This is a genomic window from Microbacterium sp. 01T413_2 (assembly GCF_056398985.1).
This window is the reverse complement of sequence record NZ_JBFTQL010000009.1, coordinates 54,295-78,382: the sequence shown is the minus strand read 5'-3', so window position 1 is coordinate 78,382 and position 24,088 is coordinate 54,295. Positions and strand designations below refer to the sequence as shown.

The 24,088-nt window shown below is 69.0% G+C and carries 22 protein-coding genes; 16 read left to right on the top strand and 6 right to left on the bottom strand.

Features of this window, described 5'->3' with window-relative positions:
* Positions 1 to 34: 34 nt before the first annotated feature.
* A complete protein-coding gene (locus AC1DMN_RS07400; protein ID WP_440731615.1) occupies positions 35 to 535 on the top strand; it encodes a DUF2004 domain-containing protein in 501 nt (166 codons plus the stop codon).
* A gap of 97 nt (positions 536 to 632) precedes the next feature.
* On the opposite strand, the gene lipA is transcribed toward AC1DMN_RS07400, so the two are convergent.
* On the bottom strand, positions 633 to 1,622 hold the full coding sequence (lipA, locus tag AC1DMN_RS07395; protein WP_477229174.1) for a lipoyl synthase: 990 nt from the start codon (positions 1,620 to 1,622) through the stop codon (positions 633 to 635).
* Positions 1,619 to 2,260, bottom strand: coding sequence for a lipoyl(octanoyl) transferase LipB (lipB, locus tag AC1DMN_RS07390; RefSeq protein ID WP_440731617.1), 642 nt, complete (start codon positions 2,258 to 2,260; stop codon positions 1,619 to 1,621). Before lipB ends, lipA begins: the two co-directional genes overlap by 4 nt.
* 84 nt (positions 2,261 to 2,344) lie before the next feature.
* On the opposite strand from lipB, the gene AC1DMN_RS07385 reads away from it, so the two are divergent.
* The 3 genes from AC1DMN_RS07385 (at position 2,345) to AC1DMN_RS07375 (ending at position 6,856) form a co-directional block, all read left to right on the top strand.
* Positions 2,345 to 2,932 (top strand): TetR/AcrR family transcriptional regulator, encoded by a 588-nt coding sequence (locus tag AC1DMN_RS07385; protein WP_477384048.1) that lies wholly within the window; start codon positions 2,345 to 2,347, stop codon positions 2,930 to 2,932.
* A gap of 43 nt (positions 2,933 to 2,975) precedes the next feature.
* Positions 2,976 to 4,526 (top strand): signal recognition particle protein, encoded by a 1,551-nt coding sequence (gene ffh / locus AC1DMN_RS07380; protein ID WP_440731619.1) that lies wholly within the window; start codon positions 2,976 to 2,978, stop codon positions 4,524 to 4,526.
* Positions 4,527 to 4,753: 227 nt separating this feature from the next.
* Positions 4,754 to 6,856, top strand: coding sequence for an endo-beta-N-acetylglucosaminidase (locus AC1DMN_RS07375; RefSeq protein WP_477229172.1), 2,103 nt, complete (start codon positions 4,754 to 4,756; stop codon positions 6,854 to 6,856).
* Between the two features lie 76 nt (positions 6,857 to 6,932).
* On the opposite strand, the gene glpK is transcribed toward AC1DMN_RS07375, so the two are convergent.
* The 3 genes from glpK to AC1DMN_RS07360 all read right to left on the bottom strand — a co-directional run bounded on the left by glpK (position 6,933) and on the right by AC1DMN_RS07360 (position 11,029).
* Positions 6,933 to 8,447, bottom strand: coding sequence for a glycerol kinase GlpK (gene glpK / locus AC1DMN_RS07370; RefSeq protein ID WP_440731621.1), 1,515 nt, complete (start codon positions 8,445 to 8,447; stop codon positions 6,933 to 6,935).
* A 30-nt stretch (positions 8,448 to 8,477) separates the two neighbouring features.
* Entirely contained in the window at positions 8,478 to 9,233 is a 756-nt protein-coding gene (locus AC1DMN_RS07365) for an MIP/aquaporin family protein (protein WP_440731622.1), read from the bottom strand.
* Positions 9,234 to 9,319: 86 nt separating this feature from the next.
* Positions 9,320 to 11,029, bottom strand: coding sequence for a glycerol-3-phosphate dehydrogenase/oxidase (locus tag AC1DMN_RS07360; RefSeq protein ID WP_477384046.1), 1,710 nt, complete (start codon positions 11,027 to 11,029; stop codon positions 9,320 to 9,322).
* 108 nt (positions 11,030 to 11,137) lie between these two features.
* Between AC1DMN_RS07360 and AC1DMN_RS07355 the strand changes: the two genes are divergently transcribed.
* Positions 11,138 to 12,100: a sugar-binding transcriptional regulator gene (locus tag AC1DMN_RS07355; protein WP_440731624.1), complete on the top strand. Its 963-nt coding sequence runs from the start codon at positions 11,138 to 11,140 to the stop codon at positions 12,098 to 12,100.
* 49 nt (positions 12,101 to 12,149) lie between these two features.
* On the opposite strand, the gene AC1DMN_RS07350 is transcribed toward AC1DMN_RS07355, so the two are convergent.
* Positions 12,150 to 13,289: a glutamate--cysteine ligase gene (locus AC1DMN_RS07350; RefSeq protein ID WP_440731625.1), complete on the bottom strand. Its 1,140-nt coding sequence runs from the start codon at positions 13,287 to 13,289 to the stop codon at positions 12,150 to 12,152.
* 92 nt (positions 13,290 to 13,381) lie between these two features.
* On the opposite strand from AC1DMN_RS07350, the gene AC1DMN_RS07345 reads away from it, so the two are divergent.
* The 11 genes from AC1DMN_RS07345 (at position 13,382) to AC1DMN_RS07295 (ending at position 24,086) form a co-directional block, all read left to right on the top strand.
* Positions 13,382 to 14,044, top strand: a complete 663-nt coding sequence (locus AC1DMN_RS07345) for a GntR family transcriptional regulator (RefSeq protein WP_441975803.1) — start codon at positions 13,382 to 13,384, stop codon at positions 14,042 to 14,044.
* Between the two features lie 91 nt (positions 14,045 to 14,135).
* A complete protein-coding gene (locus tag AC1DMN_RS07340; RefSeq protein ID WP_477384044.1) occupies positions 14,136 to 15,323 on the top strand; it encodes a branched-chain amino acid ABC transporter substrate-binding protein in 1,188 nt (395 codons plus the stop codon).
* Between the two features lie 73 nt (positions 15,324 to 15,396).
* The gene (locus tag AC1DMN_RS07335) at positions 15,397 to 16,284 is read left to right on the top strand and encodes a branched-chain amino acid ABC transporter permease (protein WP_440732423.1); all 888 of its coding nucleotides are present in this window, start codon (positions 15,397 to 15,399) and stop codon (positions 16,282 to 16,284) included.
* 1 nt (position 16,285) lies between these two features.
* On the top strand, positions 16,286 to 17,479 hold the full coding sequence (locus AC1DMN_RS07330; protein ID WP_477229170.1) for a branched-chain amino acid ABC transporter permease: 1,194 nt from the start codon (positions 16,286 to 16,288) through the stop codon (positions 17,477 to 17,479).
* Positions 17,476 to 18,396, top strand: coding sequence for an ABC transporter ATP-binding protein (locus AC1DMN_RS07325; RefSeq protein WP_477229169.1), 921 nt, complete (start codon positions 17,476 to 17,478; stop codon positions 18,394 to 18,396). Before AC1DMN_RS07330 ends, AC1DMN_RS07325 begins: the two co-directional genes overlap by 4 nt.
* Positions 18,393 to 19,103, top strand: a complete 711-nt coding sequence (locus AC1DMN_RS07320; RefSeq protein ID WP_440731630.1) for an ABC transporter ATP-binding protein — start codon at positions 18,393 to 18,395, stop codon at positions 19,101 to 19,103. The genes AC1DMN_RS07325 and AC1DMN_RS07320 overlap by 4 nt, the downstream gene beginning before the upstream one ends.
* A 2-nt stretch (positions 19,104 to 19,105) precedes the next feature.
* A complete protein-coding gene (locus tag AC1DMN_RS07315; protein WP_477229168.1) occupies positions 19,106 to 20,326 on the top strand; it encodes an NAD(P)/FAD-dependent oxidoreductase in 1,221 nt (406 codons plus the stop codon).
* The gene (locus tag AC1DMN_RS07310) at positions 20,323 to 20,568 is read left to right on the top strand and encodes a (2Fe-2S)-binding protein (RefSeq protein WP_477229167.1); all 246 of its coding nucleotides are present in this window, start codon (positions 20,323 to 20,325) and stop codon (positions 20,566 to 20,568) included. Before AC1DMN_RS07315 ends, AC1DMN_RS07310 begins: the two co-directional genes overlap by 4 nt.
* Positions 20,565 to 21,923, top strand: a complete 1,359-nt coding sequence (locus AC1DMN_RS07305) for an FAD-dependent oxidoreductase (protein WP_477229166.1) — start codon at positions 20,565 to 20,567, stop codon at positions 21,921 to 21,923. Before AC1DMN_RS07310 ends, AC1DMN_RS07305 begins: the two co-directional genes overlap by 4 nt.
* Before the next feature lie 173 nt (positions 21,924 to 22,096).
* On the top strand, positions 22,097 to 23,029 hold the full coding sequence (locus AC1DMN_RS07300) for a dihydrodipicolinate synthase family protein (protein ID WP_440731634.1): 933 nt from the start codon (positions 22,097 to 22,099) through the stop codon (positions 23,027 to 23,029).
* Between the two features lie 55 nt (positions 23,030 to 23,084).
* Entirely contained in the window at positions 23,085 to 24,086 is a 1,002-nt protein-coding gene (locus AC1DMN_RS07295; RefSeq protein WP_477384042.1) for a proline racemase family protein, read from the top strand.
* Positions 24,087 to 24,088: the final 2 nt, after the last annotated feature.

The window sequence follows — 24,088 nt, the reverse complement described above, 5'->3', positions numbered from 1 at the left end:
ACCGCCCCGCGCACAAGGCTGGTTTTATAGCGGTATGGCGATCGAACACGACTTCTTCGGACTGCTGTCCTCAGGACCGGACGGATCGATCTTCTGGTCCGAGACGGTGGAGTTCGGCGACCATGCCCTCACCGTGGACCTGACCGCGCCCGATCAGGAGGACGTGTCCCCGGAGTCCCTCGACATCGCGGCCGCATTCGTGTCGGGCCTGGAGGCGATCGACGACAAGGCCCGGCGCGGCATGCTCGCCGAGGTCGACGACCGCACCAGCGAGGTCACCGAGTACATCCTGCAGCAGCAGGAGGAGTACGGCGACGAGCTCACCGACTACCTCGTCGATGTGAGCGGCGATGCCGCCGTCGACATCATCCGCTCGCTCCGATTGATGAGCATGACGCTGCTGGTCGACGAGCACGGCGGGAGTGAGCCGTTCGCTGTGCTCGAGTACGCCCTCGACGCGGACGGCGCCGACGACGTGCTGCTGGTGAACTTCGGATCCGACGGCTCGGTGCTGTCGGTCATGAGCGCCGACTGAGCCCGAGCACCGCGCCGGGCCGGTCGCCCGCCGAAGGGGGAAGTACGGACCGCCGGACGGGAGTGGCCCCCCTGCTGCCCGACCGGCGATCCGCGTCTCAGACGGCCTGCGCGAAGCCGAGGTCTGCGCTGGCGGCGATGTGCGCCAGGTGCGGCGGGATCTCGCGGCCCTTGGACACCATGGACTGCGCCCAGAGTCGTCCCGCACGGTAGGACGAACGCACCAGCGGGCCGGCGAGCACGCCGAGGAAGCCGATCCGCTCCGCCTCCTCCTTGAAGGCGACGAACTCGTCGGGCTTCACCCACCGCGACACCGGAAGGTGGCGGGGAGTGGGGCGCAGGTACTGGGTGATCGTGATGATGTCGCAGCCGGCGTCATGCAGGTCCTGCAGCGCTTGTACGACCTCCTCCGGCTCCTCRCCCATGCCGAGGATCAGGTTCGACTTGGTGATGAGACCGGCCTCATGTCCCTGCGTGATCACGTTGAGGGAGCGCTCGTACTTGAACGCCGGGCGGATCCGCTTGAAGATGCGCGGCACCGTCTCGACGTTGTGCGCGAACACCTCAGGACGCGCATCGAAGATCTGCCCGAGGAAGGCCGGATCCGCGTTGTGCTCGTTCGCCAGCAGCTCGACACCGGTGTTCGGGTTGAGCTCGTGGATCTTGCGCACCGTCTCGGCGTTGAGCCACGCGCCCGTGTCGGGCAGATCATCGCGGGCGACACTCGTGACCGTGGCGTAGCGCAGACCCATCTGCTGCACGCTCTCGGCCACGCGGCGCGGCTCGTCGGTGTCGTAATCGGCGGGCTTGCCGGTGTCGATCTGGCAGAAGTCGCAGCGCCGCGTGCACTGCGCGCCGCCGATGAGGAAGGTGGCCTCCTTGTCCTCCCAGCACTCGAAGATGTTGGGGCATCCGGCCTCCTGGCACACGGTGTGCAGGCCCTCGTCCTTCACGAGCGAGTGCAGGGCCTTGTACTCCGGCCCCATCCTCGCCTTGGTCTTGATCCACTCCGGCTTGCGCTCGATCGGGGTCTCCGCGTTGCGGATCTCCAGGCGCAGCAGCTTGCGGCCCTCGGGAGCGGCGCTCACGCTGCCACCTCCGTCGCATACTCCGCGGCGAACGCCATGGCGACCGCGTCGGCGATGTCCGCCGGCGCGATCTCCCGCCCCACCACCTCGCTGACCGTGGTGACGCCGGCATCGGTGATGCCGCACGGGATGATGCCGCGGAAGCCGGCGAGCGTGTTGTCGCAGTTGATCGCGAAGCCGTGCATGGTCACGCCCTGCTGCACGCGCACGCCGATCGCCGCCACCTTGTCCTCACTGAGCGGCCGTCGCACCCACACGCCGCTGCGACCATCGACCTGGTATCCGTCCACGCCGAGCGGGCGCAGCACGTCGATGAGCAGGCGCTCCAGGCGGCGGACGTGGGCGACCACGTCCATGGGCTCCGGCAGGCGGACGATCGGATAGCCCACCAGCTGACCGGGGCCGTGCCAGGTGATCTTGCCGCCGCGGTCGACATCGACCACGGGAGTGCCGTCCTGAGGTCGCTCCTGGGGCTCGGTGCGCTTGCCGGCCGTGTAGACGGCCTCGTGCTCGAGCAGCAGCAGCGTGTCGGGGCGGGTGCCGGCGACGACCTCGGCATGGATCCGGCGCTGCAGATCCCAGCCGTCGAGGTAGGGGACGAACGCGGGGGCGAGGCCCACCGTCTGGATGTCGAGCATGACCGATCCTCTGATCGAGTTGTTGTATGCGGTTCAATAATAGGGGGGAATGGCCGGATGAGCGCATCGCGATACGGTGTGGTGGTGACCATCCCTGCCCGCGGCGTCGGCCGCCCCCGGGTCTCCTCACGCGAGACGATCGCCGAGGCGGCCTGCGAGCTGTTCCTGGAGTCCGGGTACGAGGGCACCTCGATCGCCGGCATCGCACAGCGCGCAGGGGTGAGCCGGTCGAGCTTCTTCAACTACTTCTCTTCCAAGAGCGATGTGCTCTGGTCGGGATTCGACGAGCGCCTCGACCGGGCCGTCGCGGCGCTCGCGGAGCCGGATGCGGGAGCGGACTCGGCCCGGATCGAGACGATCCTGGCCGCGATCCTGCAGGGGCTCGAGCCGGATCCGCTGGCGCTCGCGTTCGGGAATGCACAGGCCATGGGTCTCGGCGATGAGCTGCAGCGCGAATCGGCGCTGCGTCAGGGCCGGCTCGCCGCCGCGCTCTCCGAAGCCGCGCGTGGCGCTGGCGTCGAGCGGATCCGCGCCGACGTGCTCGGCGCCGCTTACGCGGTCGTCGTGCTGTCGTCTCTGCGCGTCTGGGCAGAGGGCGGCGCGGGCCACGGATCGCCGCTCGCGCAGCTGCAGCACGCGCTGCCGCGCATCGCCGACCTGCACTGGGGCTGACGCGCCGCGGACGGGGGATCCGCTCGCGTAGAATCGGAGCACCATGGCTACATTTGGCACGCTCTCCGATCGGCTGACCGAGACCTTCCGCAACCTGCGCACGAAGGGCAAGCTGTCCGCCGCCGATGTCGACGGCACCGTCCGCGAGATCCGTCGCGCTCTGCTCGACGCCGACGTCGCGCTTCCCGTCGTGAAGGACTTCACGGCCAAGGTGCGCGAGCGGGCGCTGGGCGACGAGGTCAACAAGGCGCTGAACCCCGCGCAGCAGGTGGTGCAGATCGTCAATGAGGAGCTCATCGCGATCCTCGGCGGTCAGCAGCGCCGTCTCGAGTTCGCGAAGAACCCGCCGACTGTGATCATGCTCGCCGGCCTCCAGGGATCCGGAAAGACCACGTTCGCCGGAAAGCTCGCCAAGCAGCTGCAGGGCGAGGGGCACACGCCATTGCTCGTCGCCGCCGACCTGCAGCGTCCGAACGCGGTGACCCAGCTCACCGTCGTCGCGGAGCAGGCGGGCGCCACCATCTACGCCCCGGAGCCCGGCAACGGCGTCGGCGACCCCGTGCGCGTGTCGCGCGACGGCGTCGAGCACGCACGCCGCCAGCAGCACGACATCGTCATCATCGACACCGCCGGACGCCTCGGCGTCGACGCCGAGCTCATGAAGCAGGCCGCCGACATCCGCGCCGCGGTGAACCCCGACGAGGTGCTGTTCGTCATCGACGCGATGATCGGTCAGGATGCGGTCAACACCGCCAAGGCGTTCCAGGACGGCGTGGACTTCACCGGCGTCGTGCTCTCCAAGCTCGATGGCGATGCCCGCGGTGGTGCCGCGCTTTCGGTCGCCTCGATCACGGGCCGGCCGATCATGTTCGCGTCGACGGGCGAGGGTCTCGACGACCTCGAGCCGTTCCATCCCGACCGCATGGCGAGCCGGATTCTCGACCTCGGCGACATCCTCACCCTCATCGAGCAGGCTCAGAGTGCGTTCGATGAAGCTGAAGCGCTCAAGGTCGCTGAGAAGCTTGCGACCGAGACCTTCACGCTCGAGGACTTCCTCGAGCAGATGCAGCAGCTCAAGAAGATGGGCTCGATGAAGAAGATGCTCGGGATGCTCCCGGGCATGGGCCAGATGAAGCAGCAGCTCGAGGACTTCGACGAGCGCGAGATCGACCGCACCGAGGCGATCATCCGCTCCATGACGCCGGGGGAGCGCCGCAACCCCAAGGTCCTCAACGGCTCCCGGCGCCTGCGCATCGCGCGCGGTTCGGGCATGACCGTGACCGACGTGAACCAGCTCGTGCAGCGGTTCGAGCAGGCCGCGAAGATGATGAAGACCGTCGCCCGCGGAGGCACCCCGAACATCCCCGGCATGGGCCCGGTGCCCGGCATGGGGCGCCCCGGCGCCTCTTCGAAGCGCGGCAAGAAGGGCAAGGGATCCGGATCCCGCTCCGGCAACCCGGCCAAGCGCGCGGCAGAGAACGCGGGCATCGCCACCGGCGAAGCCGGGACCGGATCGGGATTCGGTCTGGGTGGCCGGCCGGCGCCGAGCGAGGCCGACATGGCTGAGATCCAGAAGCTCTTCGGCAAGAACTGACGTCGACGCTCGCGGGCGCCGTGGCCGATGCGGCCCGGCGCCCGCGGCGTGTCCGGCGACGGCGGCGGATACCCAGAACCTCGCATCGTTGTGCGCCGCGACCACCGACGCGCCGGATTCGAGCTTCGCATCCGAACACTAAAGCGTTATAGCCTGGACGCGGCTTCGCGTCTCCAGTGACGGGACGCGGATCCGCCACGCAACGGAGCGCAACCTGGAGGGTGCATATGGCTGACCTGAACCGCAGAACATTCCTGACCGTCGGAGGTGTCGGGCTAGCAGCGCTGCTCGCCGGGGCGCCGGGGATCGCCCACGCGGCGGCGCGTCCTGCCGCGGGAACCGATGCCGCCGCACCTGTGCCGGCATCCGGGGGAACGCCGCCCGGGCCCTATACGTTCGGCTGGGCCGCTGATGATCTGCTCGCCTTCGACGCCGGCACGACGCCGTGGGCGCGGCACCTGCGCTGTCTGATCCCACGGGCCACGCGCATCGCGCCCTTCGCCGCCACGCAGGCGCATCCGGATCTCGACCCCGCCGTGCAGCTGTCCACGCTCACGATCGACGACGCGGGGAGCATCTACGAGGGCCACAACCAGGCGATCGGCCTGGAGGCGCAGGTGTACACCCAGCGGTACTGGTCGTACATCGACATCTGGGGCACCTGGCACGGACAGGTCAAGGGGCCGGCACCCATCGAGATGATCGATGGGCAGCGTGCCCCCGGACGTCCGTACGGCGTGATCGACATCCCGAATCCCGGCTGGACCGAGGCCGCGCATAAGAACGGCGCGCGCTCCATCGGTGGCTGGTTCTGGCCGCGCCCCGTCGACTTCGACGCATTCCTCGTGCAGTCCGGCGACGGATCCTTCCCCGTCGCGGACAAGATGATCGAGATCCGGAAATACTTCGGATTCGACGGCCTGTTCATCAATCAGGAGGGCAGCGTCAGTGCGGCGCAGATCAAGAAGTTCCAGGACTTCCTGCGCTACCTCAAGCGCGCGGATCCCGATTTCTATCTGCAGGGCTATGACTCGGCGGACTTCGACAGCGGCGAGGTCAGTTATGAGAACAGGCTGAGCGAGAACAACCTGCGCTGGCTGGGCACGCCGGACGCGCCCATCTACGATTCCCTGTTCATGAACTACTGGTGGCAGGCGACCACCGGCGGCGCAGACCGCGATCTCAGCAGGAGCGCCGCATCAGCCGTCGCCGCGGGCTACGACCCTCGCATGGTGGGCTTCGCCGGCGTCGAACACCAGAAGGGCGGGTTCCGGCCCGAAGAGGACTTCGGCAGCGTGGCGGGCCCGGGTCGTCCTGCGCCGACCTCGGTCGCGCTCTTCGTGGACTCCCAGATCTGGCTGAACGGATCGTGGGACGGCACCACGTCCACCGCGGAGGGGCGCGCGACGTACCGCGACTTGGAGCAGCGGTTCTGGTCCGGCCCGACAGGGAACCCGGGGACGTCCGGACGGCTCGAGCCCCGCACGCCCCCGTATCGCACCGACACCCTCGACTACCGGCAGTGGGATGGCATCGCGCACTGGATCACGGAGCGTTCGCCGTACGGCAGCCTGCCGATCGCCACCGACTTCAACGTGGGCGCCGGATCCGCATTCTTCCTCGACGGAACGAAGGTGCGTGACGGCGGCTGGGACAACATGGGCTGCGCGGACCGGGCGCTGACCTGGCAGTACTGGACCGAGGGTGACCTCGTCGTCACGCTGGACGAGTCGGCCAGCTACGGCAGCGGGCACAGCCTCGCTCTGCGCGGCGGAGGCGTGATCCACCTGTTCAAGACCGACCTGACGGCCGCGAAGGCGATGTCGGTCGACGTCCGCGCGCAGGGGCTGCAGACCATCGACATCGGGATCACGTGGCAGGATGCACCGTCCGAGATCGACTGGCAGTCGCTGGCGAAATCGGCGTCCGCGGACTGGGACGGCTGGACCGGCGGGATCGAGATGCACGGGAGACGCGTCGCGCGGATCTCGCTGCGCACCAGTGGCGATGGCCGTCTCGGACGCGTGTCGCTGCGGGAGGCCGGCAAACCGCTGAAGCCATCGACGCCGACCGGCTTCCATGTCGCCGACGCGGGGGATGCCGGAGACGGGCGACGGCATCTGAGCTTCGCCTGGGATCTCCAGGCCGATGCCGTCGGCTACGACGTGCTGCAGATCGGGGACGGCAGCACCACCTGGCTGGGCCGCGTGCACCGCGACGTGTTCTTCGCMGAGGCGGTGGATCTCGCCGGAGGGCGGCAGTTCCAGCTCGTCGCATTCGGCGGCGACCTGCACCGCAGTGCTCCCGTGAAGGCCGCGTTGACCCCCTGATCCATCCCGTTGGAGACATGAGAAAGGCAGGCCCGGAGGATCGTTCCTCCGGGCCTGCCTTTCTTCGTGCGTCAGATCACTTCACGTCGTCGTCGACCCAGTCCATCGACTTGGTGACGGCCTTGCGCCACAGCCGGAGCTGTCGGTCGCGCTCCGCGGCGTCCATGCTCGGCTCCCAGCGACGGTCCTCCTGCCAGTTGGCGGAGAGGTCGTCCAGGCCGCTCCAGAACCCGACCGCGAGGCCGGCCGCGTAGGCGGCGCCCAGCGCGGTCGTCTCGGCGACCACGGGGCGGACCACCGGGACGCCCAGCACGTCGGCCTGGAACTGCATGAGCGCGTCGTTCGCGACCATGCCGCCGTCGACCTTSAGCTCGGTGAGGTCCACTCCGGCGTCGGCGTTGACCGCGTCGAGCACGTCGCGGGTCTGGAACGCCACCGCCTCGAGCGCGGCGCGCGCGATGTGGTTCTTGTTCGCGTAGCGGGTCAGACCCACGATCGCGCCACGGGCATCCGGACGCCAGTACGGCGCGAACAGACCCGAGAACGCCGGCACGATGTACACGCCGCCGTTGTCCTCGACCTGGCGGGCCAGCTCCTCCACCTCGGGGGCGGAGTCGATGATCCCGAGCTGGTCGCGCAGCCACTGGATGAGGGATCCGGTGACCGCGATCGAGCCCTCCAGCGCGTAGTGCGTCGGGCCGTCGCCGAGCTTGTAGCCGACGGTCGTGAGCAGCCCGTTCTTCGAATGGACGATCTCCTCGCCCGTGTTGAAGATCAGGAAGCAGCCCGTGCCGTAGGTGTTCTTGCTCTCACCGGTGTTGAACGCCGCCTGGCCGAACGTCGCCGCCTGCTGGTCGCCCAGAATGCCGGCGATCGGGGTCTCCCGCAGCAGCGAGGATCCCTCCGCGGCCCCGTAGACCTCGGAAGAGGAGCGGATCGACGGCATCATCGACTTCGGCACGCCGAAGGCCTCGAGGATGTCGTCGCGCCACTGCAGCGTCTCCAGGTCCATGAACATGGTCCGAGAGGCGTTGGTGACGTCGGTGGCGTGCACGCCGCCGTTGACGCCGCCGGTGAGGTTCCAGAGCACCCAGCTGTCGGTGGTGCCGAACAGCAGGTCGCCCGCCTCCGCCTTGGCGCGCGCGCCCTCGACGTTCTCGAGGATCCAGGCGATCTTCGTGCCGGAGAAGTAGGTCGCCAGCGGCAGGCCGACGATCTGCTTGAACCGCTCGACGCCGCCGTCGGCAGCCAGACGGTCGACGATGGGCTGGGTACGCGTGTCCTGCCAGACGATCGCGTTGTACACGGGCTTGCCCGTGGTCTTGTCCCATACCACGGCGGTCTCGCGCTGGTTGGTGATGCCGACCGCGGCGATGTCGTGGCGGGTCAGGTGCGCACGCGTCAGAGCGAGGCCGATGACCTCCTGGACGTTGGCCCAGATCTCCGACGCGTCGTGCTCGACCCAGCCGGCCTGCGGCAGGATCTGCTCATGCTCCTTCTGACCGGTGGCGATGATGCTGCCCTTGCGGTCGAAGATGATGGCACGGCTCGAGGTCGTGCCCTGGTCGATGGCGATGACGTAATCAGCCATGTGCAGTTCTCCTTTGAATAGCGGTTCGGGTTACTTCGCGAGGTGCAGGAGCACCGGAGCGAGGAGAGCGGCGATGGTACCGCCGATGAGCGGGCCGACCACCGGAACCCACGAGTACGCCCAGTCGCTCGAGCCCTTGCCCTTGATCGGCAGGATCGCGTGAGCGATGCGCGGGCCGAGGTCACGAGCCGGGTTGATCGCGTAGCCGGTCGGGCCACCGAGCGAAGCGCCGATCGAGACGACGAGCAGGGCGACGGGCAGCGCCGTCAGCGGGCCGAGGCCTCCCGGCGTGCCGACCTTGACGTCGCCGTAGTCGGCGAACGCGAAGATCACGAACACCAGGACGAACGTGCCGATGATCTCGGTGACGAGATTCCAGCCGTAGGAGCGGATCGCAGGGCCCGTCGAGAAGACCCCGAGCTTGTTCGCCGGGTCGGGCTCCTCATCGAAGTGCTGCTTGTACGCCAGCCAGCACAGCACGGCACCGATGATCGCACCGAGCAGTTCCGCGCCCGCGGCGACGGCGAACTGAGCGAACGAGATCTTGTTCGCGACCAGAAGTCCGATGCCGACGGCCGGATTCAGGATGGCTCCGGAGTAGGCGGAGACGAGCACGCCGGCGAAGACCGCCAGGCCCCATCCCCAGTTCACCATCAGGAAGCCGCCGCCCAGACCCTTGTTCTTCGCCAGGGCGACGTTGGCGACGACACCGCATCCGAGGAGGATCAGCATCGCCGTTCCGACGAGTTCGGACAGGAAATAGAGCCCCATATTCACTTCAGGCATGTCTCCATTGACCTTTCGCAGAGCATCGGCCCCTCTGCCGATGCGGTGTTCGAGTAGACGCCGAGGAGGGCGGCGGCGGAACCCCGTTACCCGCGCGTGCGGGCGACGAGGGACAGTCCGTGCCGGGTGTTCAGCAGTTCCCGGGTCAGTTCGATCTCGTGGGCAGCGCGTGCGCGGTCCCAGCCCTGCAGCGGCGCGAGCGCCTCGGCGACCTCTTCGAGGATCTCCTCGGTGACGTCGCCGGTGAACGCCAGGCTGGTGCGGCGCAGGATGACATCCTCGAGGCGCACGATCAGCTCGTTCTGCACCATCCATTCGAGTTCGCGCGTCGAGAGCTGCCCACCGGCAAGCGGGGCGTCCGGGCCCTGCTCGACGAATGTCCACACCTCGGCGGCGCGGGTGCCATAGCGCTTCAGCAGCTGCTCGGCGCGCTCGCCGGCGCCGGGCAGGTTCTTCGCGATCCAGGCGACGCGCGCCGCGTCGTCCTGCGGGTAGTCCTTGCCGCCACCGATCGCCCGACCCAGGGTCGACACGACGCGCGTGCGACCCAGCAGCTCCAGGATCCGGTCGGAGAGCGACTCGCCGAGGGCGCGGAACGTGGTCCACTTGCCGCCGACCAGGCTGAGATGCGGGACGGCGCGGCTGTTGTCGACCTCCACGCGGTAGTCGCGGGAGACGAATCCGGGGGCGGTGTCCTCATGGCGGGGAAGGGGGCGGATCCCACTGAAGCGATACACGATCTGATCGCGGTTCACGTCGATCGTCGGGAAGACGTGGTGCACGAGGTCGAAGAAGTAGTCGATCTCCTCCTCGGTGCACAGCGGCACCTCGCGGGGGTCGGCGTCGATGTCGGTGGTGCCGACCATCACCTTGCCCTTGAGGGGGTAGATCAGCACGATGCGGCCGTCGGAGTGCTCGAAGAAGATCTCACGGCCCCGGGTCGCGGCGTGCAGCTCGGGGTTGTCCAGAACGATGTGCGACCCCTTGGTGCCGCCCATGAAGCGGGTCAGCTCGCCCATGGCCTCGTTCGTGAGGTCGGTCCACGGGCCCGAGGTGTTCACGACGACGTCCGCGGCGATCGGGAACTCGGTCCCGCTCTCGCGGTCGCGCACGAGCACCGCGTCCCCTTCGTGTCCGATGGCCTCGACATAGTTCAGCGCCACTGCACCGGGGTGCGCCGCACGACCGTCCTGCAGCACGTCCAGCGCGAGGCGCTCGGGGTCGTGCATGGAGGCGTCGTAGTAGGTCGCGGTGTACTTGATCTTCGGATCCATCGAGGGGAGCTCGGCGAGCGACTTCTTGCGGCCGAGGAACTTGTGCCGCGGGACCATGCCGCCGTCGCGCGAGAAGGTGTCGTAGATGGTCAGGCCCATCTTGATGAGGAAGGCGCCGCGCTCCTGCGGCTTTCCGGACTTGTGCGTGAGGAACCGCAGCGGCGCGGACAGGATCCCCGAGAAGGTCGAGTAGATCGGGATCGTCGTCTCGAGTGGCTTGACGTAGTGCGGGGCGATCTTGAGAAGGCCGTTGCGTTCGGTGACCGACTCCTTGACGAGGCGGAACTCGCCGTTCTCGAGGTAGCGGATGCCGCCGTGGATCATATGGCTCGAGGCGGAGGACGCTCCCGAGGCGAAGTCGCCGCGCTCGACGAGGACCACGTCGACTCCCTGCAGAGCGAGGTCGCGGAAGGTGGAGATCCCGTTGATCCCGCCGCCGATCACCAGCACGGTGGYGCGGCCCGCTTCGCGRACGCGAGTCACCTCGGGGCGTTCTGCGGCRTTGTGGACGTGGTCRGTCATCTTCGTCTCCTTCCGGATTTCTCACAGCATTCCCCCAGCCGCCCGTATGGTCAAGCGCCGTGCACGAATGTGCAAGAATCGGTCGAATCGATACGCGAAGGGCTCGAAATGGTTGAACGGAAGCGCCAGTCGAAGGCGGTCGCGGCCCTCACCGCAGCCCGGCTCTACTACCTCCAGGACAAGACGATGGATGTCATCGCCGACGAACTCGGGACCTCCCGTTCCTCGGTGTCCCGCCTGCTGAGCTATGCACGTGAAGTGGGGCTCGTCGACATCCGCATCAACTCTCCCCTCGAACATGCGGGGGAGCTCGAGCAGCAGCTGCACGACCGTCTGCACGTGACCGCGCACGTCGTGCCGATGCCGGAGAGCGTGACCGAGGTGGAGCGTCTCGAACGCGTGGCGCTGACCGCGGGCCGCCTGCTCACGCAGATCATCGACTCGAACATGGTGGTCGGGCTCGCCTGGGGTTCGACGATCAGCGCGGTCAGCCGCGACCTCGGGCAGAAGGAGACCCGCGGCACGACCATCGTCCAGCTGAACGGCGCCGGGAACACGCTGACCAGCGGCGTGGAGTACTCGAGCGAGATCCTGCAGCGCTTCGGTTCCGCCTTCGGCGCTCAGGTGCAGCAGTTCCCCGTGCCCGCCTTCTTCGACGACCCCCGCACACGGGAGGCGATGTGGCGCGAACGCAGCACGCTGCGGGTGCTGGATCTGCAGGCGAAGATGGACCTCGCCGTGTTCAGCGTGGGTTCGCCGAGCGCCGAAGTGCCCAGCCGGGTCTATGTGGGTGGCTATCTGGGCCGGGACGACTATCGGAGCCTGCGCGAGGATCGAGCGATCGGCGACGTGGCGACGGTGTTCTTCCGTGCCGACGGCACCTGGAAGGACATCGCGGTGAACGCCCGTGCGACCGGGCCCGGTCTGGACCGACTGCGCCGCGTCGCGCGGCGATTCTGCGTCGTGGCGGGGGCGCAGAAGCTGCCGTCGCTGCAGGCGGCGATCGGGGCGCGGCTGGTCACCGACGTGGTGCTCGATGAGGGGCTCGCGCGCCAGCTCGTGGAGGGCTGACCTTTCGAGAGCCGCGGCATCGCCGTCGGAGAACCCGGGCTCGTCCCGCTCAGAGCGTCTCGGGGCCCGAGCGGAACTCGCGGATGAGGTGCTCGACGACCTCGTGCAGATCGCCGCCGGTCGCGTCGGCCACGGCGACCTGGCGCTCATAGCTCGCGCCGCCGTGCAGGATGTCGGCGACCCCGCCGAACTGCGCCGAGCACTGCAGATCCGCCGCCACCGGCGCGAGCCGTTCCAGCTCCTCGGTCAGATGCTCCCGCACCGAGCGCTGCGCACCGTCGGCCGACACGATGAGCTCGGCATCGAGTCCGTAGCGGGCCGCACGCCACTTGTTCTCGCGGTGGAACCACGGCGCGAGCGGAGTCAGCGTCCGTCCCTCGTCGAGATCACGGGAGAACGACTCCACCAGCACCTGGGTGAGGGCGGCGACCGCGGCGAGCTCGTGCAGGGTCGACATGCCGTCGCAGGCGCGCACCTCGATCGTGCCCCAGCGCGGTGCGGGGCGGATGTCCCAGCGCACCTCGGTGGCATCGGACATCACCCCGGTGCGCACCATGTCGTCGAGGTAGCCCTCGTAGGCCGCCCAGTCCGGGAGCGGCCAGGGCAGGCCCGCCGTCGGCAGCTGCTGGAACACGAGGGCGCGGTTCGAGGCATAGCCGGTGCGCTCTCCGGCCCAGAACGGGCTCGAGGCGGCGAGCGCCTGCAGATGCGGCAGATACGAGGTGAGTGCGCCGATGATCGGCAGCACCTTGTCGCGGTCTTCGACCCCGACGTGCACATGGATGCCCCAGATCATCATGTTGCGGCCCCACCACTGTGTCTTCTCGATGAGCGAGTGATAGCGCGTCTTGTCGGTGACCTGTTGGTCGTACCACTGCGCGAAGGGGTGGCTGCCTGCGGAGAGCAGCTCGATGCCGGCCGGATCTGTCGCGGCGCGGACGGCCGCGATCGCGGCGGCGATGTCGGCCACGGCGGCGGAGACGGTGGATCCGATGCCGCTCGTGACCTCGATCGTGTTGGTCAGCAGCTCGCCGGTGACGGTGTGCCGCTCGTCCGCGCTCGCCCCCTCCAGATCGCGCAGCAGCTCGGGAGCACGCCCGACCAGATCACCGGTGGCCGGATCGGCGAGCATGAGCTCCCACTCCAGTCCGACCGTGGAACGCGGCGAGGTGGCGAACTCGATCGGCATGGGGCCTCGATTCGGTGCAGGAGGTCGTCGGCCAATGATGGCATGCACGGCGCTAGCATGTGCCGTATGACGTTTTGCGACGGGTGCCGCGCATGAGTGCCGGCTCCATTCTCGTTCCTGCGGAGAGTCTGCGCGAGCAGGTGGAGCGCATGATCGGGGCGCGGATCGTGTCGGGGGAGACGCCCCCAGGAGAGGTGCTGACGGTGCCCACCCTGGCCGGYGATTTCGGGGTGAGTGCCACCCCCGTGCGCGAGGCGATGCTGAATCTCGCGCGGCGCGGCTTCCTCCGGCCCATCCGCAACCGCGGCTTCCAAGTCACCGAAGTCTCCGCCGACGAGCTGAACCAGCTCACCGACGTGCGTCTGCTGCTGGAGGCACCGCCGATGCGGCGCGTCGCCGGGGCGATCGACGAGGCGCTCGAGAAGGAGCTCCGCGAGCTCGCGGAGCGCATCGTGGCGGCGGGACAGGAACGCCGCTTCGAGGAGTACCTCGAGGCCGACACGACCTTCCACCTGCGCATCCTCGCGGTCACGGGAAACCAGAAACTCGTCGACACCGTGCGTGAACTCCGTCAGCAGACCCGCCTTGTGGGGCTCGTGCGATTGGCCGACTCCGACACCCTCATGCCCACCGCGCGAGAGCACGCGGAGCTCGTCGATCTGCTCGTCGCCGGAGACGGCGACGGTGCGGAGGCGCTCATGCGCCGGCACCTGGGCCACGTCGGCGGTGTGTGGAGCGGGCGCGAGGAGAACTGAGCCAGGACCCCCTTCCGCTGAGCCTTCCGCATGAGTAATGTGTCACATGGTATTCACCACGAATGCAATGTCGCATCCAGGAGGTCCTCACATGCACACCCGAACCACACGCGCCCTGCGCGCACTTTCCGTCGTCGTCGCAGCGGGCGCTCTGCTCGCCACCGCCGGCTGCTCCGGAGGTCTCGCGAGCGGCGGCGACAGCGGATCCGGAGGCGGATCCGGACCGATCAAGCTCGGCATGCTCGCGCCGTTCTCGGGCAGCGAGTCGGCGTTCGGCAACTACATGAAGAACGGCGCGCAGCTCGCCATCGACGAGATCAACGCGGACGGCGGCATCGACGGGCGCAAGCTGCAGCTCGAGGTGCAGGACGACGCGTGCGATGCGACCACCGCGGTCGCCGCCGCGAACAAGCTCGTCACCGACGGCGTCGTCGCCTCGGTCGGCGGGTACTGCTCGGGCGCCACGCTGCCGACCCTGCCGATCTTCAACGAGGCGAAGATCCCGACGGTGATCCCGGCGGCGAACTCCAACGAGCTCGTGAAGCAGAAGCTCCCCGGCGTGTTCCTCATCAACGGCACGGGCACCCAGCAGGCCGCGTCGGCGGTGAAGTACGCGCAGAAGTCTGGAGCGAAGACCGTCGCGGCGATCAACGATGCGACCGCCTACTCGAAGGATCTCGCCGATTCGTTCGCGCAGCAGGCGAAGGACGCGGGCCTCACGGTCGACTTCAATGCGGTGATCACGCCCGGTGAGAACGACTACTCCGCCGTGGCGACCCAGCTCTCCGGCGCCAAGCCCGACCTCGTGTACTGGACCGGGTACTACCAGGAGGGCGGTCTGATCGCCCGTCAGTCCAAGGACGCCGGCTTCAGCGGGTCCTTCCTCGTCGGCGACGGATCGGTGGACGCGAAGTTTGCCGAGATCGCGGGCAAGGGYTACACCGAGAACGTGCTCGGCACCTTCACSCAGACGCCSGACATGCTCAAGGGCGCCGASAAGTGGATCGCCGACTACAAGAAGCTCGCMGGWGCCGACCCCGGYCCGTACTCGACCCAGTCCTACGACGCGGTCAAGGTGGTCGCCGAGGCGATGAAGACGGCCAAGGGCACGAAGTTCGACGGTGTGGTCAAGGCGCTCGAGGGACTCAAGGACTTCAAGACGCTCGCAGGTCCACTCACGTTCATGCCCGACCACACCCGGTCGGGCGGCGGCTTCGTGATCGTCTCGATCGATCCGTCCTCCGGCCAGTTCGTCCTCAAGGACAACCTCCAGGGCTGAGCCGACCGCGGGGGCGATCTTCGCGGATCGCCCCCGTACGGCCTTCGCTCACCCCGGAAAGGACATCCTCGTGATGCAACTCATCTGGAACGGCCTCATCGTCGGCTCGTTCTACGCCCTCGTCGCGCTCGGATACAGCATGGTCTACGGGATCATCAAGCTGCTCAACTTCGCGCACGGTGACATCTACATGCTCGGCGCGTTCGCCGGCTTCGCGACGCTCTCGGCCTTCGGGATCTCGAATGAGAGCTCGATCCCGCTGCTGCTGGTGATCCTGCTGCTGTCCATGGTGACCACCGGCCTCATCGGAGTCGGCATCGAGCGGATCGCCTATCGTCCGCTGCGCAAGAGCCCACGGCTCGCCGTGCTGATCACCGCGATCGGCGTCTCGTTCACCCTGGAGTACGCCGTGCGGCAGATCTTCGGGCCGAACCCCGAGGCGTTCCCGGTGCGGCTGGAGTCCGCCGGCTTCGACTTCCTCGGCATGCGGATCACCCCGGCGCAGATCGTGCTGGTCATCATCGCCGCGGGCCTGATGCTCGTGCTCGCGCACATCGTCGAGCGCACCCGTCAGGGCAGGGCGATGCGCGCGATCGCGCTGGACCCGCAGGGCGCGCAGCTCATGGGCATCAACGTGAACCGCGTGATCGCGACCGTGTTCTTCATCGGATCCGCCCTCGCCGGAGCCGCCGGCGTGATGGCCGGCGCCTACTACGGCTCGATCGACTTCCTGATGGGATTCATCATCGGTCTGAAGGCGTTCACCGCGGCGGTCATCGGCGGCATCGGCAACCTCTACGGCGCGATGCTCGGCGGACTGCTGCTGGGCCTGCTGGAGTCGTTCGGATCCGCATGGTTCGGCGGCGAATGGCGCGACGTGTTCTCGTTCGCGTTCCTCATCCTTTTCCTCACCTTCAAACCGACGGGGYTGCTCGGCGCCCGCGTCGTCGAGAGGATGTGACATGTCCGGCACCGCAACCCCAGGCTCCGTGACCTCGGCGCTGCGCGACGCGAAGCTGCGCGCGCCCTCGCCGCTGTTCGACCGTCCGTCTGCGCCCCGCGGCGTGCTCTCCTCGCAGCAGGGCTTCCTGCGCGCCCTCGGCGGGGTGTGCATCGTGCTCCTCGCCGTGCTCCCGTTCATCGATGCCTCGCGGTACACGATGTCGATCGCGACCAGCGCGCTGATCTACGTGATGCTCTGCATGGGGCTCAACGTCGTCGTCGGCTACGCGGGTCTGCTGGACCTGGGCTACATCGCCTTCTTCGCAGTCGGCGCCTACGTCTCGGGCATCCTCACCACCGTGGTGGGACTTCCCATGTGGATGGCTCTTCCGGCGACGATCCTGTGTTGCATGGTGGCCGGCATCATCATCGGCGCACCGACGCTGCGTCTGCGCAGCGACTACCTCGCCATCGTCACACTCGGCTTCGGCGAGATCATCCGGATCACGGCCAACAATCTGAAGATCACCGGCGGCCCTTCCGGCATCCACGGCATCCCGACGTGGAGCTTCGGCGGCTGGAGCTTCGCCGACGGCCTCACGATCGGCGGACTGGTCTTCCCGCAGCGGGTGCTCTTCTACTACTTCGTCGCGGCGATCGTCGTGCTCGTCGGCGTGATCGGCGCGGGCCGGCTCGCCAAGGGCAAGATGGGGCGCGCCTGGAAGGCGGTCCGCGACGATGAGGACGCCGCCGAGGCGATGGGGATCAACACCTACCTCGCGAAGATCTCCGCCTACATCATCGGCGCGGTCTGGGCCGGTGTGGCGGGGCAGCTCATGGCGACGCACCTCAGCGCGATCAGCCCGAACAGCTTCCAGTTCCTCTACTCGGCGCTGATCCTGATGGCGGTCGTCCTGGGCGGCATGGGTTCCACCCCCGGTGTGATCATCGGTGCGCTGTTCGTCTCGCTCGCCCCCGAACTGCTGCGCGACTTCTCGGAGTGGCGCTTCCTCATCTTCGGCCTGCTGCTCGTGGTGGTGATGCTGTTCCGCCCGGCGGGGCTCTGGCCCTCCACGGCGATCCTGCCGTGGCTGAAGAAGCGGAGACCCGTGCCGCCGCCCACCCAGGGCTTCCTGTCGCCGGTGCCGGTCGACGAGGATGAGACGCCGGTCGAGGCGGAGGACGCGACGGCGGAAGAGGGTGAGACGCGATGAGCGCGCTGCTGGAGGTCTCGGACCTGCGACTGCAGTTCGGCGGCGTGAAGGCCGTCGACGGATTGAGCTTCTCCGTGCAGGAGGGCGAGATCCTCGCCGTCATCGGGCCGAACGGAGCGGGGAAGACGAGCGCGTTCAACTGCATCTCGGGGTTCTATCTGCCCACGTCCGGATCCGTCGTATTCGACGGCAACGACATCGTGCGCCAGGCACCGGGTTTCTTGCGGAAGCTGCGCCTGGTGGACCTGCTGCAGAGCTTCGGCCTCTACCGGGTGCTGCCGTCGCGGGTGACGAAGTGGGGGATGGCGCGCACGTTCCAGAACCTGCGGCTGTTCCGCGAGCTCAGCGTGCTGGACAACGTCAAGACCGCCATGCACGCGAACCTGCGCGAGGGCTTCTGGGCGACCTTCCTGCACACTCCCGGTTACCGCCGTGCCGAGCTCGCCTGTGCCGAGGCGGCGCGCGGCTGGCTGGACTTCGTCGGCTTCACGGACGACGAGAACCTCTACGTGACGCAGCTGCCGTACGGCGAGCAGCGCCGCGTGGAGATCGCACGGGCGCTGGCCACGAGTCCGAAGCTGCTGCTGCTGGACGAGCCGGCGGCGGGTCTGAACTTCAGCGAGAAGCAGGCGCTCATGCAGCTCATCCGGCGCATCCGGGACCTCGGCGTCGCGGTGGTGCTGATCGAGCATGACATGGGGCTGATCATGGAGCTCGCCGAGCGCATCGTTGTGCTCAACTACGGCAAGGAGATCGCCGTCGGAACGCCGGAGCAGATCAAGCACGACCCGATCGTGATCGAGGCGTACCTCGGTGTCGAGGACGAGCCGCTGGACGCCACGAAGCTGCAGACCGGCACGGTGGACCTGTCCCTGCTCGAAGGCGACGGCACGACGAAGAAGGGGAAGCGCTCATGAGCTCGCTCACAGTCCAGGCGGCAGACGTCTACTACGGCCGCGTCCACGCGCTGCGAGAGCTCAGCTTCGACGTGCACGAGGGCGAGATCGTCTGCCTGCTCGGCAACAACGGCGCCGGCAAGTCGACCACGATGAACATGCTCTCCGGGCTCGTACGGCCCAAGAGCGGCACGGTGCGCTGGGGCGACATGGACCTCGCCACCGCGAAGCCGTGGGACATCGTGGCCGCGGGACTCGTGCACGTGCCGGAAGGACGGCGGATCTTCTCCACGATGACGGTGCACGAGAACCTGCTGCTCGGCGGCTACACCGTGCGGGACCAGAAGCTGATCGCCCAGCGCGTCGATCAGGTGTACGCGCTCATGCCGAGACTGGCTGAGCGCCGCAAGCAGCAGGGCGGCACGCTCTCGGGCGGCGAGCAGCAGATGGTGGCGATCGGGCGCGCGATCATCGGAGGTCCGAAGCTGCTGCTGCTGGACGAGCCATCCATGGGGCTCGCGCCGCTCGTCGTGAAGCAGGTCATGGAGACGATCCAGGCGGTGAATGCGCACGGCACGACCGTGCTGCTCGTCGAGCAGAACGCGCGCGCTGCGCTGCGGATCGCGGACCGCGCATACGTGGTGGAGACCGGTCGGGCGACGCTCTCCGGCTCGGCCGCGGAGCTGGCCGCCGACGCGCGCGTGGTCGACGCGTACCTCGGCGGCTGAGGATGAGGGTCGTCGTGATCGGCGCCGGGGCGATCGGCGCGGCATGCGCACTCGCCTTGACCGAAGCGGGCGCCGAAGTGATCGTCATCGATCGCAGCGGTGTCGCGGGGGAGACCTCGAGCCGGTGCGAGGGGAACATCCTCGTCTCCGACAAGGAACCGGGACCGGAGGCCGATCTCGCGATCGAGGCGAACCGCGCCTGGCGCGCCCTGGCCGAGCGCCTGGACGCGGATCGCGTTCCCGGTCAGCCCGCGACCGAGTTCGAGGCGAAGGGCGGCATCGTCGTCGCCTTCCCCGGGGGCGCCGACGCGCTGAGGTCCTTCGCGGTCTCGCAGCACGGCATCGGCATCCGCGCCGAAGCGCTCGAGGAGGTAGCCGTGCGCGCCGCCGAGCCGCACCTGAGCCCGGAGATCGCTCTCGGCGTGCACTACCCCGACGATGCGCAGGTGCAGCCGAGCCTCGCCACGCAGGCGATGCTCGCCCGGGCGGTGCACCTCGGCGCGCGGCTGATCGTGGAAGAGGTCGTCGCGGGCGTCGTCGTGGCGGGACGTGCGACGGGGGTGCGCACGGCGGGCGGGCTGGTCGAGGCCGACGCCGTGGTCGACTGCGCCGGCCCCTGGGCGGGAGAGACGGCGGCGCTGTTCGGCAGCGTGCTGGACATCCGGCCGCGCCGCGGCACGATCCTCGTCACGGCGGCGATGCCGCAGCGGGTGTTCCACAAGGTCTACGACGCCGACTACGTGAGTGCAGTCGGATCCGGCGACGCCGCGTTGCAGACATCGACCGTGGTCGAGTCCACGCCGTCCGGCACCGTGCTGATCGGATCCAGCCGGGAGCGCGTCGGCTTCTCGGGCGACGGCCTGCTCGCGCCGCTGTCCGAGATCGCTGCCAAAGCGACGCGGTTGTTCCCGTTCCTGCGCGACACCATGCTGTTGCGCACCTACTACGGTTTCCGCCCGTACGCGCCGGATCATCTGCCGGCGATCGGCGCCGATGCCACCATCGCCGGACTCTTCCACGCGGCGGGACACGAGGGGGCGGGCATCGGACTCGCGCCGACCACCGGCGCACTCATCACGCACGCCGTGCTGGGTACCCCCGCGCCGTTGGATCCCACGCCGTTCCTGCCCTCGCGGGCGAGCCTGCAGGGCTCCGACGGGCGGGGCCAGGGCGGCGTCGAGAGACGCAGTACGGGCGCACCAGGAAAGGAGGCCGCCGCGTGAGCGTGCAGATCATCGTGGACGGCGCGGCCGTGCAAGGGCGGGACGGGCAGACCATCGCCGGTGTGCTGCTGGGCGCCGGCCGGCGCACATGGCGCACGGCGGCGGGAGAGCAGCGGGGCATCTTCTGCGGCATGGGCATCTGCCAGGACTGCGTCGTCACGGTCAACGGCGTGGAGGGCGTCCGCGCCTGTCAGCGCGCGGCGTGCGACGGCGATGTCGTCGAGCGGGAGGGMCGGGCATGAGCGCGMGRCGCGTGGTGGTCATCGGTGCGGGGCCKGCGGGGCTGGCTGCGGCCGCGGCCGCGGTCGAGGCCGGTGCCGCGGTCACGGTCCTGGACGAGGGGGAGCGCGTCGGCGGACAGTTCTGGCGGCACCACCCCGGGATCACGGATCCGCACCTGCAGCACCAGACCGAGCGGTTCGGATCGCTGCAGGAGCAGCTCGAGGGCGTGCGCGTGCTCTCCTCCGCCTCGGTGTGGCGCATCGAACCGGGGGCTCCCCTGCGCGTGCACGCGCTCATCGGACCCGCGGACGCCGCCCAGCGCCGCGGTGAGACGGTCCTGGCCGACGCCCTGGTGATCGCCACCGGTGCGCACGACCGCGTGCTGCCGGTGCCCGGCTGGACGCTTCCCGGCGTGACCTCGGCCGGCGCCGCACAGGCGCTCGCGAAGCGCGACGGGGTGCGGCTCGGCACGCGCACGGTCCTCGGCGGGGCGGGCCCGTTCCTGCTCCCCGTCGCGCAGAGCATCGGCCGCGTCGGAGGGGAGGTGGCCGAGGTCGTGGAGGCGGCGAGCATCACGGCCGTCGCGCGAGGCTGGGGGCGGCGCCCGTGGGAGCTCGCCGCCGCGACCGCCAAGGCCGGGGAGCTCGCCTCGTATCTCGGCTCGCTCGCGGCGCACCGCACGCCGTACCGCTTCGGCGCGGCGGTCACGCGCATCCACGGCGGCACAGCCGTGGAAGCGGCGACCGTGCAGCGCATCGACCGGGACTGGCGCCCGATCCCGGGCAGCGAGCGCACGATCGAATGCGATTCCGTCGCGCTCGGCCACGGCTTCACCCCCCGGCTCGAGGCGGCGATCCAGGCAGGATGCGAGATCGGATCCGACCGATTCGTGCGCGTCGGGTCCCAGCAGGACACGAGCGTCGAAGACGTCTACGCCGCGGGGGAGATCACCGGCATCGGCGGGGCCGACGCGGCGCTCGCCGAGGGGGCGGTGGCAGGTCTCGCCGCGGCCGGGGTCGCCCCGGTGGACATCCGATACCGGGCGCCGCTGGCCGAGCGCCGTCGCATGCGCGCCTTCGCCGCCCGGCTTCAGACGCATCGGATCGGATCCGGCTGGACCGCCTGGCTGGACGCGGAGACCATCGTGTGCCGCTGCGAATCGGTGCGCCGGCGGACGCTCGACGAGTATGCCGACGTCTCGTCGCGGGGGATGCGTCTCGCCACGCGTGCGGGCCTCGGCGCATGCCAGGGGCGCACCTGCGGCCGCAGTGTCGAGGACATCGTGGGCGCGCTGGTCGGCTACGACCGCCGTCCTGTGCTGTCCTCGGTGCGGATCGGCGAGCTCGCCGCGACCCGCTCGGACCTCGCGGACTGACCCACATGGAGGATCTTGTTCACTCGTTGTAGTGGGTGATATGTTACATACTACCGCGACGAAGACGTCGCGACGCATTTCGGAGTGGTCAGCGACCAGCCGACGAGCAGCACACGGACCACCCACGAGTACCCGGCCACGGCGGCCGGGCACAGGAGAGAATGGACATCGCAATGACTGAGCAGACCATGGACCTCGGCGGCGTCGTCGTCGCGACGACCCTCGCGTTCACCGAGGACTCCTCGGCGCCCGCAGGCCTCGCCGTCGACTACGACAAGTTCGGCGAGCACGTCGACTTCCTGATGTCCAACGGCTGCCGCGGTGTCGGTCCGAACGGCTCGCTCGGCGAGTACTCCTCGCTCACCGACGAGGAGCGCCGCAAGGTCATCCAGGTCGCTGTCGAGGCCGTGGACGGCCGTGGCATCGTCATCGCCGGCGTGCACGGCGTGGGCAGCCACCAGGCGCGGAAGTGGGCCGAGCTGGCTCGCGAGGACGGTGCGGACGGCGTGCTGCTGCTGCCGCCGACCATCTACCGCGCCAACGAGGGCGAGGTCATCGCGCACTACGAGGAGGTCGCGAAGGCCGGTCTGCCGATCATGGCCTACAACAACCCCTTCGACACCAAGGTCGACCTGGTGCCGGCGCTCGTGGCGAAGCTCGCCCAGATCCCAGAGGTCGTGGCCATCAAGGAGTTCTCCGGCGATGTGCGCCGCGTCTACGAGATCAAGGAGCTCTGCGACATCGACATCATCGCGGGGGCCGACGATGTGCTCTTCGAGCTCATGGTGAACGGCGCCGTCGGCTGGTTCGCCGGCTACCCGAACGCGTTCCCGCGCGAGGCGGTCGAGCTCTACAACCTCTGCGCCGACGGCAAATGGCACGAGGCCAAGGCCCTGTACGAGCAGCTCGTCGCCGTGTTCCGCTGGGACTCGCGCACCGAGTTCGTGCAGGCGATCAAACTCTCCATGGACATCTGCGGCAATTCCTACGGCGGCCCCACCCGTCCGCCGCGCGGCCCGCTGAGCGCCGAGCAGCGCGCACAGGTCACCGCCGATACCGAGCGCGCCCTGGCTGCCCTCGCCGCGCGCTCGGCGGTCGTCGCCTGATGCGCACGCCGTCCGTGCTCCGGCGTCTGCACGCCCGGCTCGCCGGAGTCCGCTGATGCGCGCGCGCCGGGTGCTGCAGGCCGTCGACTCGCACACGGAGGGCATGCCGACCCGCGTCGTCACGGGCGGTGTGGGCCGGATCCCCGGCGCGACGATGAACGACCGCCGCCTGTACGCGATGGAGYACCTCGACGGGCTGCGCGGCTTCCTCATGAACGAGCCGCGCGGGCACGCCTCGATGTCGGGCGCGCTCCTGCAGCCGCCGGCGCGCGACGACGCCGACTGGGGTGTGGTGTTCATCGAGGCATCCGGATTCCTGCCGATGTGCGGGCACGGCACGATCGGAGTGGCCACCGTGCTGGTGGAGACCGGCATGGTCGAGGTCACGGAGCCGGTGACCGAGATCCGGCTGGACGTTCCGGCGGGGCTCGTGATCGCGCGTGTCTCGGTCGAGGAGGGACGCGCCGTGAACGTCACGATCGAGAACGTGCCCAGCTTCGTGGACCGTCTCGACGAGAGGATCCAGGTTCCCGGGATCGGCGAGATCACCTACTCGGTCGCGTTCGGCGGCAACTACTACGCACTCGTCGACCTCGACGAGGTCGGGCTGCCGTTCGATCGCGCTCGGCAGGGCGACATCGTCCGCGCCGGCCTGCAGATCATGGACGCAATCAACACGCAGGCCCCACCCGCGCACCCGCTGCTGGAGGGCGCGAACCACGTGCACCACGTGGAATTCATCGCGCCAGGATCCGACGCTGTCCGCTCGCGTCACGCCATGGCCATCCACCCCGGCTGGTTCGACCGGTCGCCCTGCGGCACCGGGACGAGCGCCCGCATGGCCGAGCTGCACGCTCGCGGTGAGCTCGCACTGGACACGCCGTTCGTGAACGAGTCGTTCATCGGCACGGAGTTCGTCGGCCGGCTGGTCGGCGAGACGAGCGTGGGCGACAGGCCCGCCGTGATCCCCACGATCACCGGCCGAGCCTGGGTGACCGGGCTCGGCCAGTACATCCTCGACGGGGACGACCCGTTCCCCGAGGGCTTCGTCTTCTAGGA

Excerpts from the sequence above, each read along its gene's own strand:
- AC1DMN_RS07300 (WP_440731634.1), top strand. The coding sequence starts at position 22,097 with ATGACTGAGCAGACCATGGACCTCGGCGGCGTCGTCGTCGCGACGACC.
- AC1DMN_RS07365 (WP_440731622.1), bottom strand. The coding sequence starts at position 9,233 with ATGCCTGAAGTGAATATGGGGCTCTATTTCCTGTCCGAACTCGTCGGA.
- AC1DMN_RS07400 (WP_440731615.1), top strand. The coding sequence starts at position 35 with ATGGCGATCGAACACGACTTCTTCGGACTGCTGTCCTCAGGACCGGAC.
- AC1DMN_RS07325 (WP_477229169.1), top strand. The coding sequence starts at position 17,476 with ATGAGCGCGCTGCTGGAGGTCTCGGACCTGCGACTGCAGTTCGGCGGC.
- AC1DMN_RS07350 (WP_440731625.1), bottom strand. The coding sequence starts at position 13,289 with ATGCCGATCGAGTTCGCCACCTCGCCGCGTTCCACGGTCGGACTGGAG.
- AC1DMN_RS07330 (WP_477229170.1), top strand. The coding sequence starts at position 16,286 with ATGTCCGGCACCGCAACCCCAGGCTCCGTGACCTCGGCGCTGCGCGAC.
- ffh (WP_440731619.1), top strand. The coding sequence starts at position 2,976 with ATGGCTACATTTGGCACGCTCTCCGATCGGCTGACCGAGACCTTCCGC.
- lipB (WP_440731617.1), bottom strand. The coding sequence starts at position 2,260 with ATGCTCGACATCCAGACGGTGGGCCTCGCCCCCGCGTTCGTCCCCTAC.
- AC1DMN_RS07355 (WP_440731624.1), top strand. The coding sequence starts at position 11,138 with ATGGTTGAACGGAAGCGCCAGTCGAAGGCGGTCGCGGCCCTCACCGCA.
- AC1DMN_RS07320 (WP_440731630.1), top strand. The coding sequence starts at position 18,393 with ATGAGCTCGCTCACAGTCCAGGCGGCAGACGTCTACTACGGCCGCGTC.
- AC1DMN_RS07315 (WP_477229168.1), top strand. The coding sequence starts at position 19,106 with ATGAGGGTCGTCGTGATCGGCGCCGGGGCGATCGGCGCGGCATGCGCA.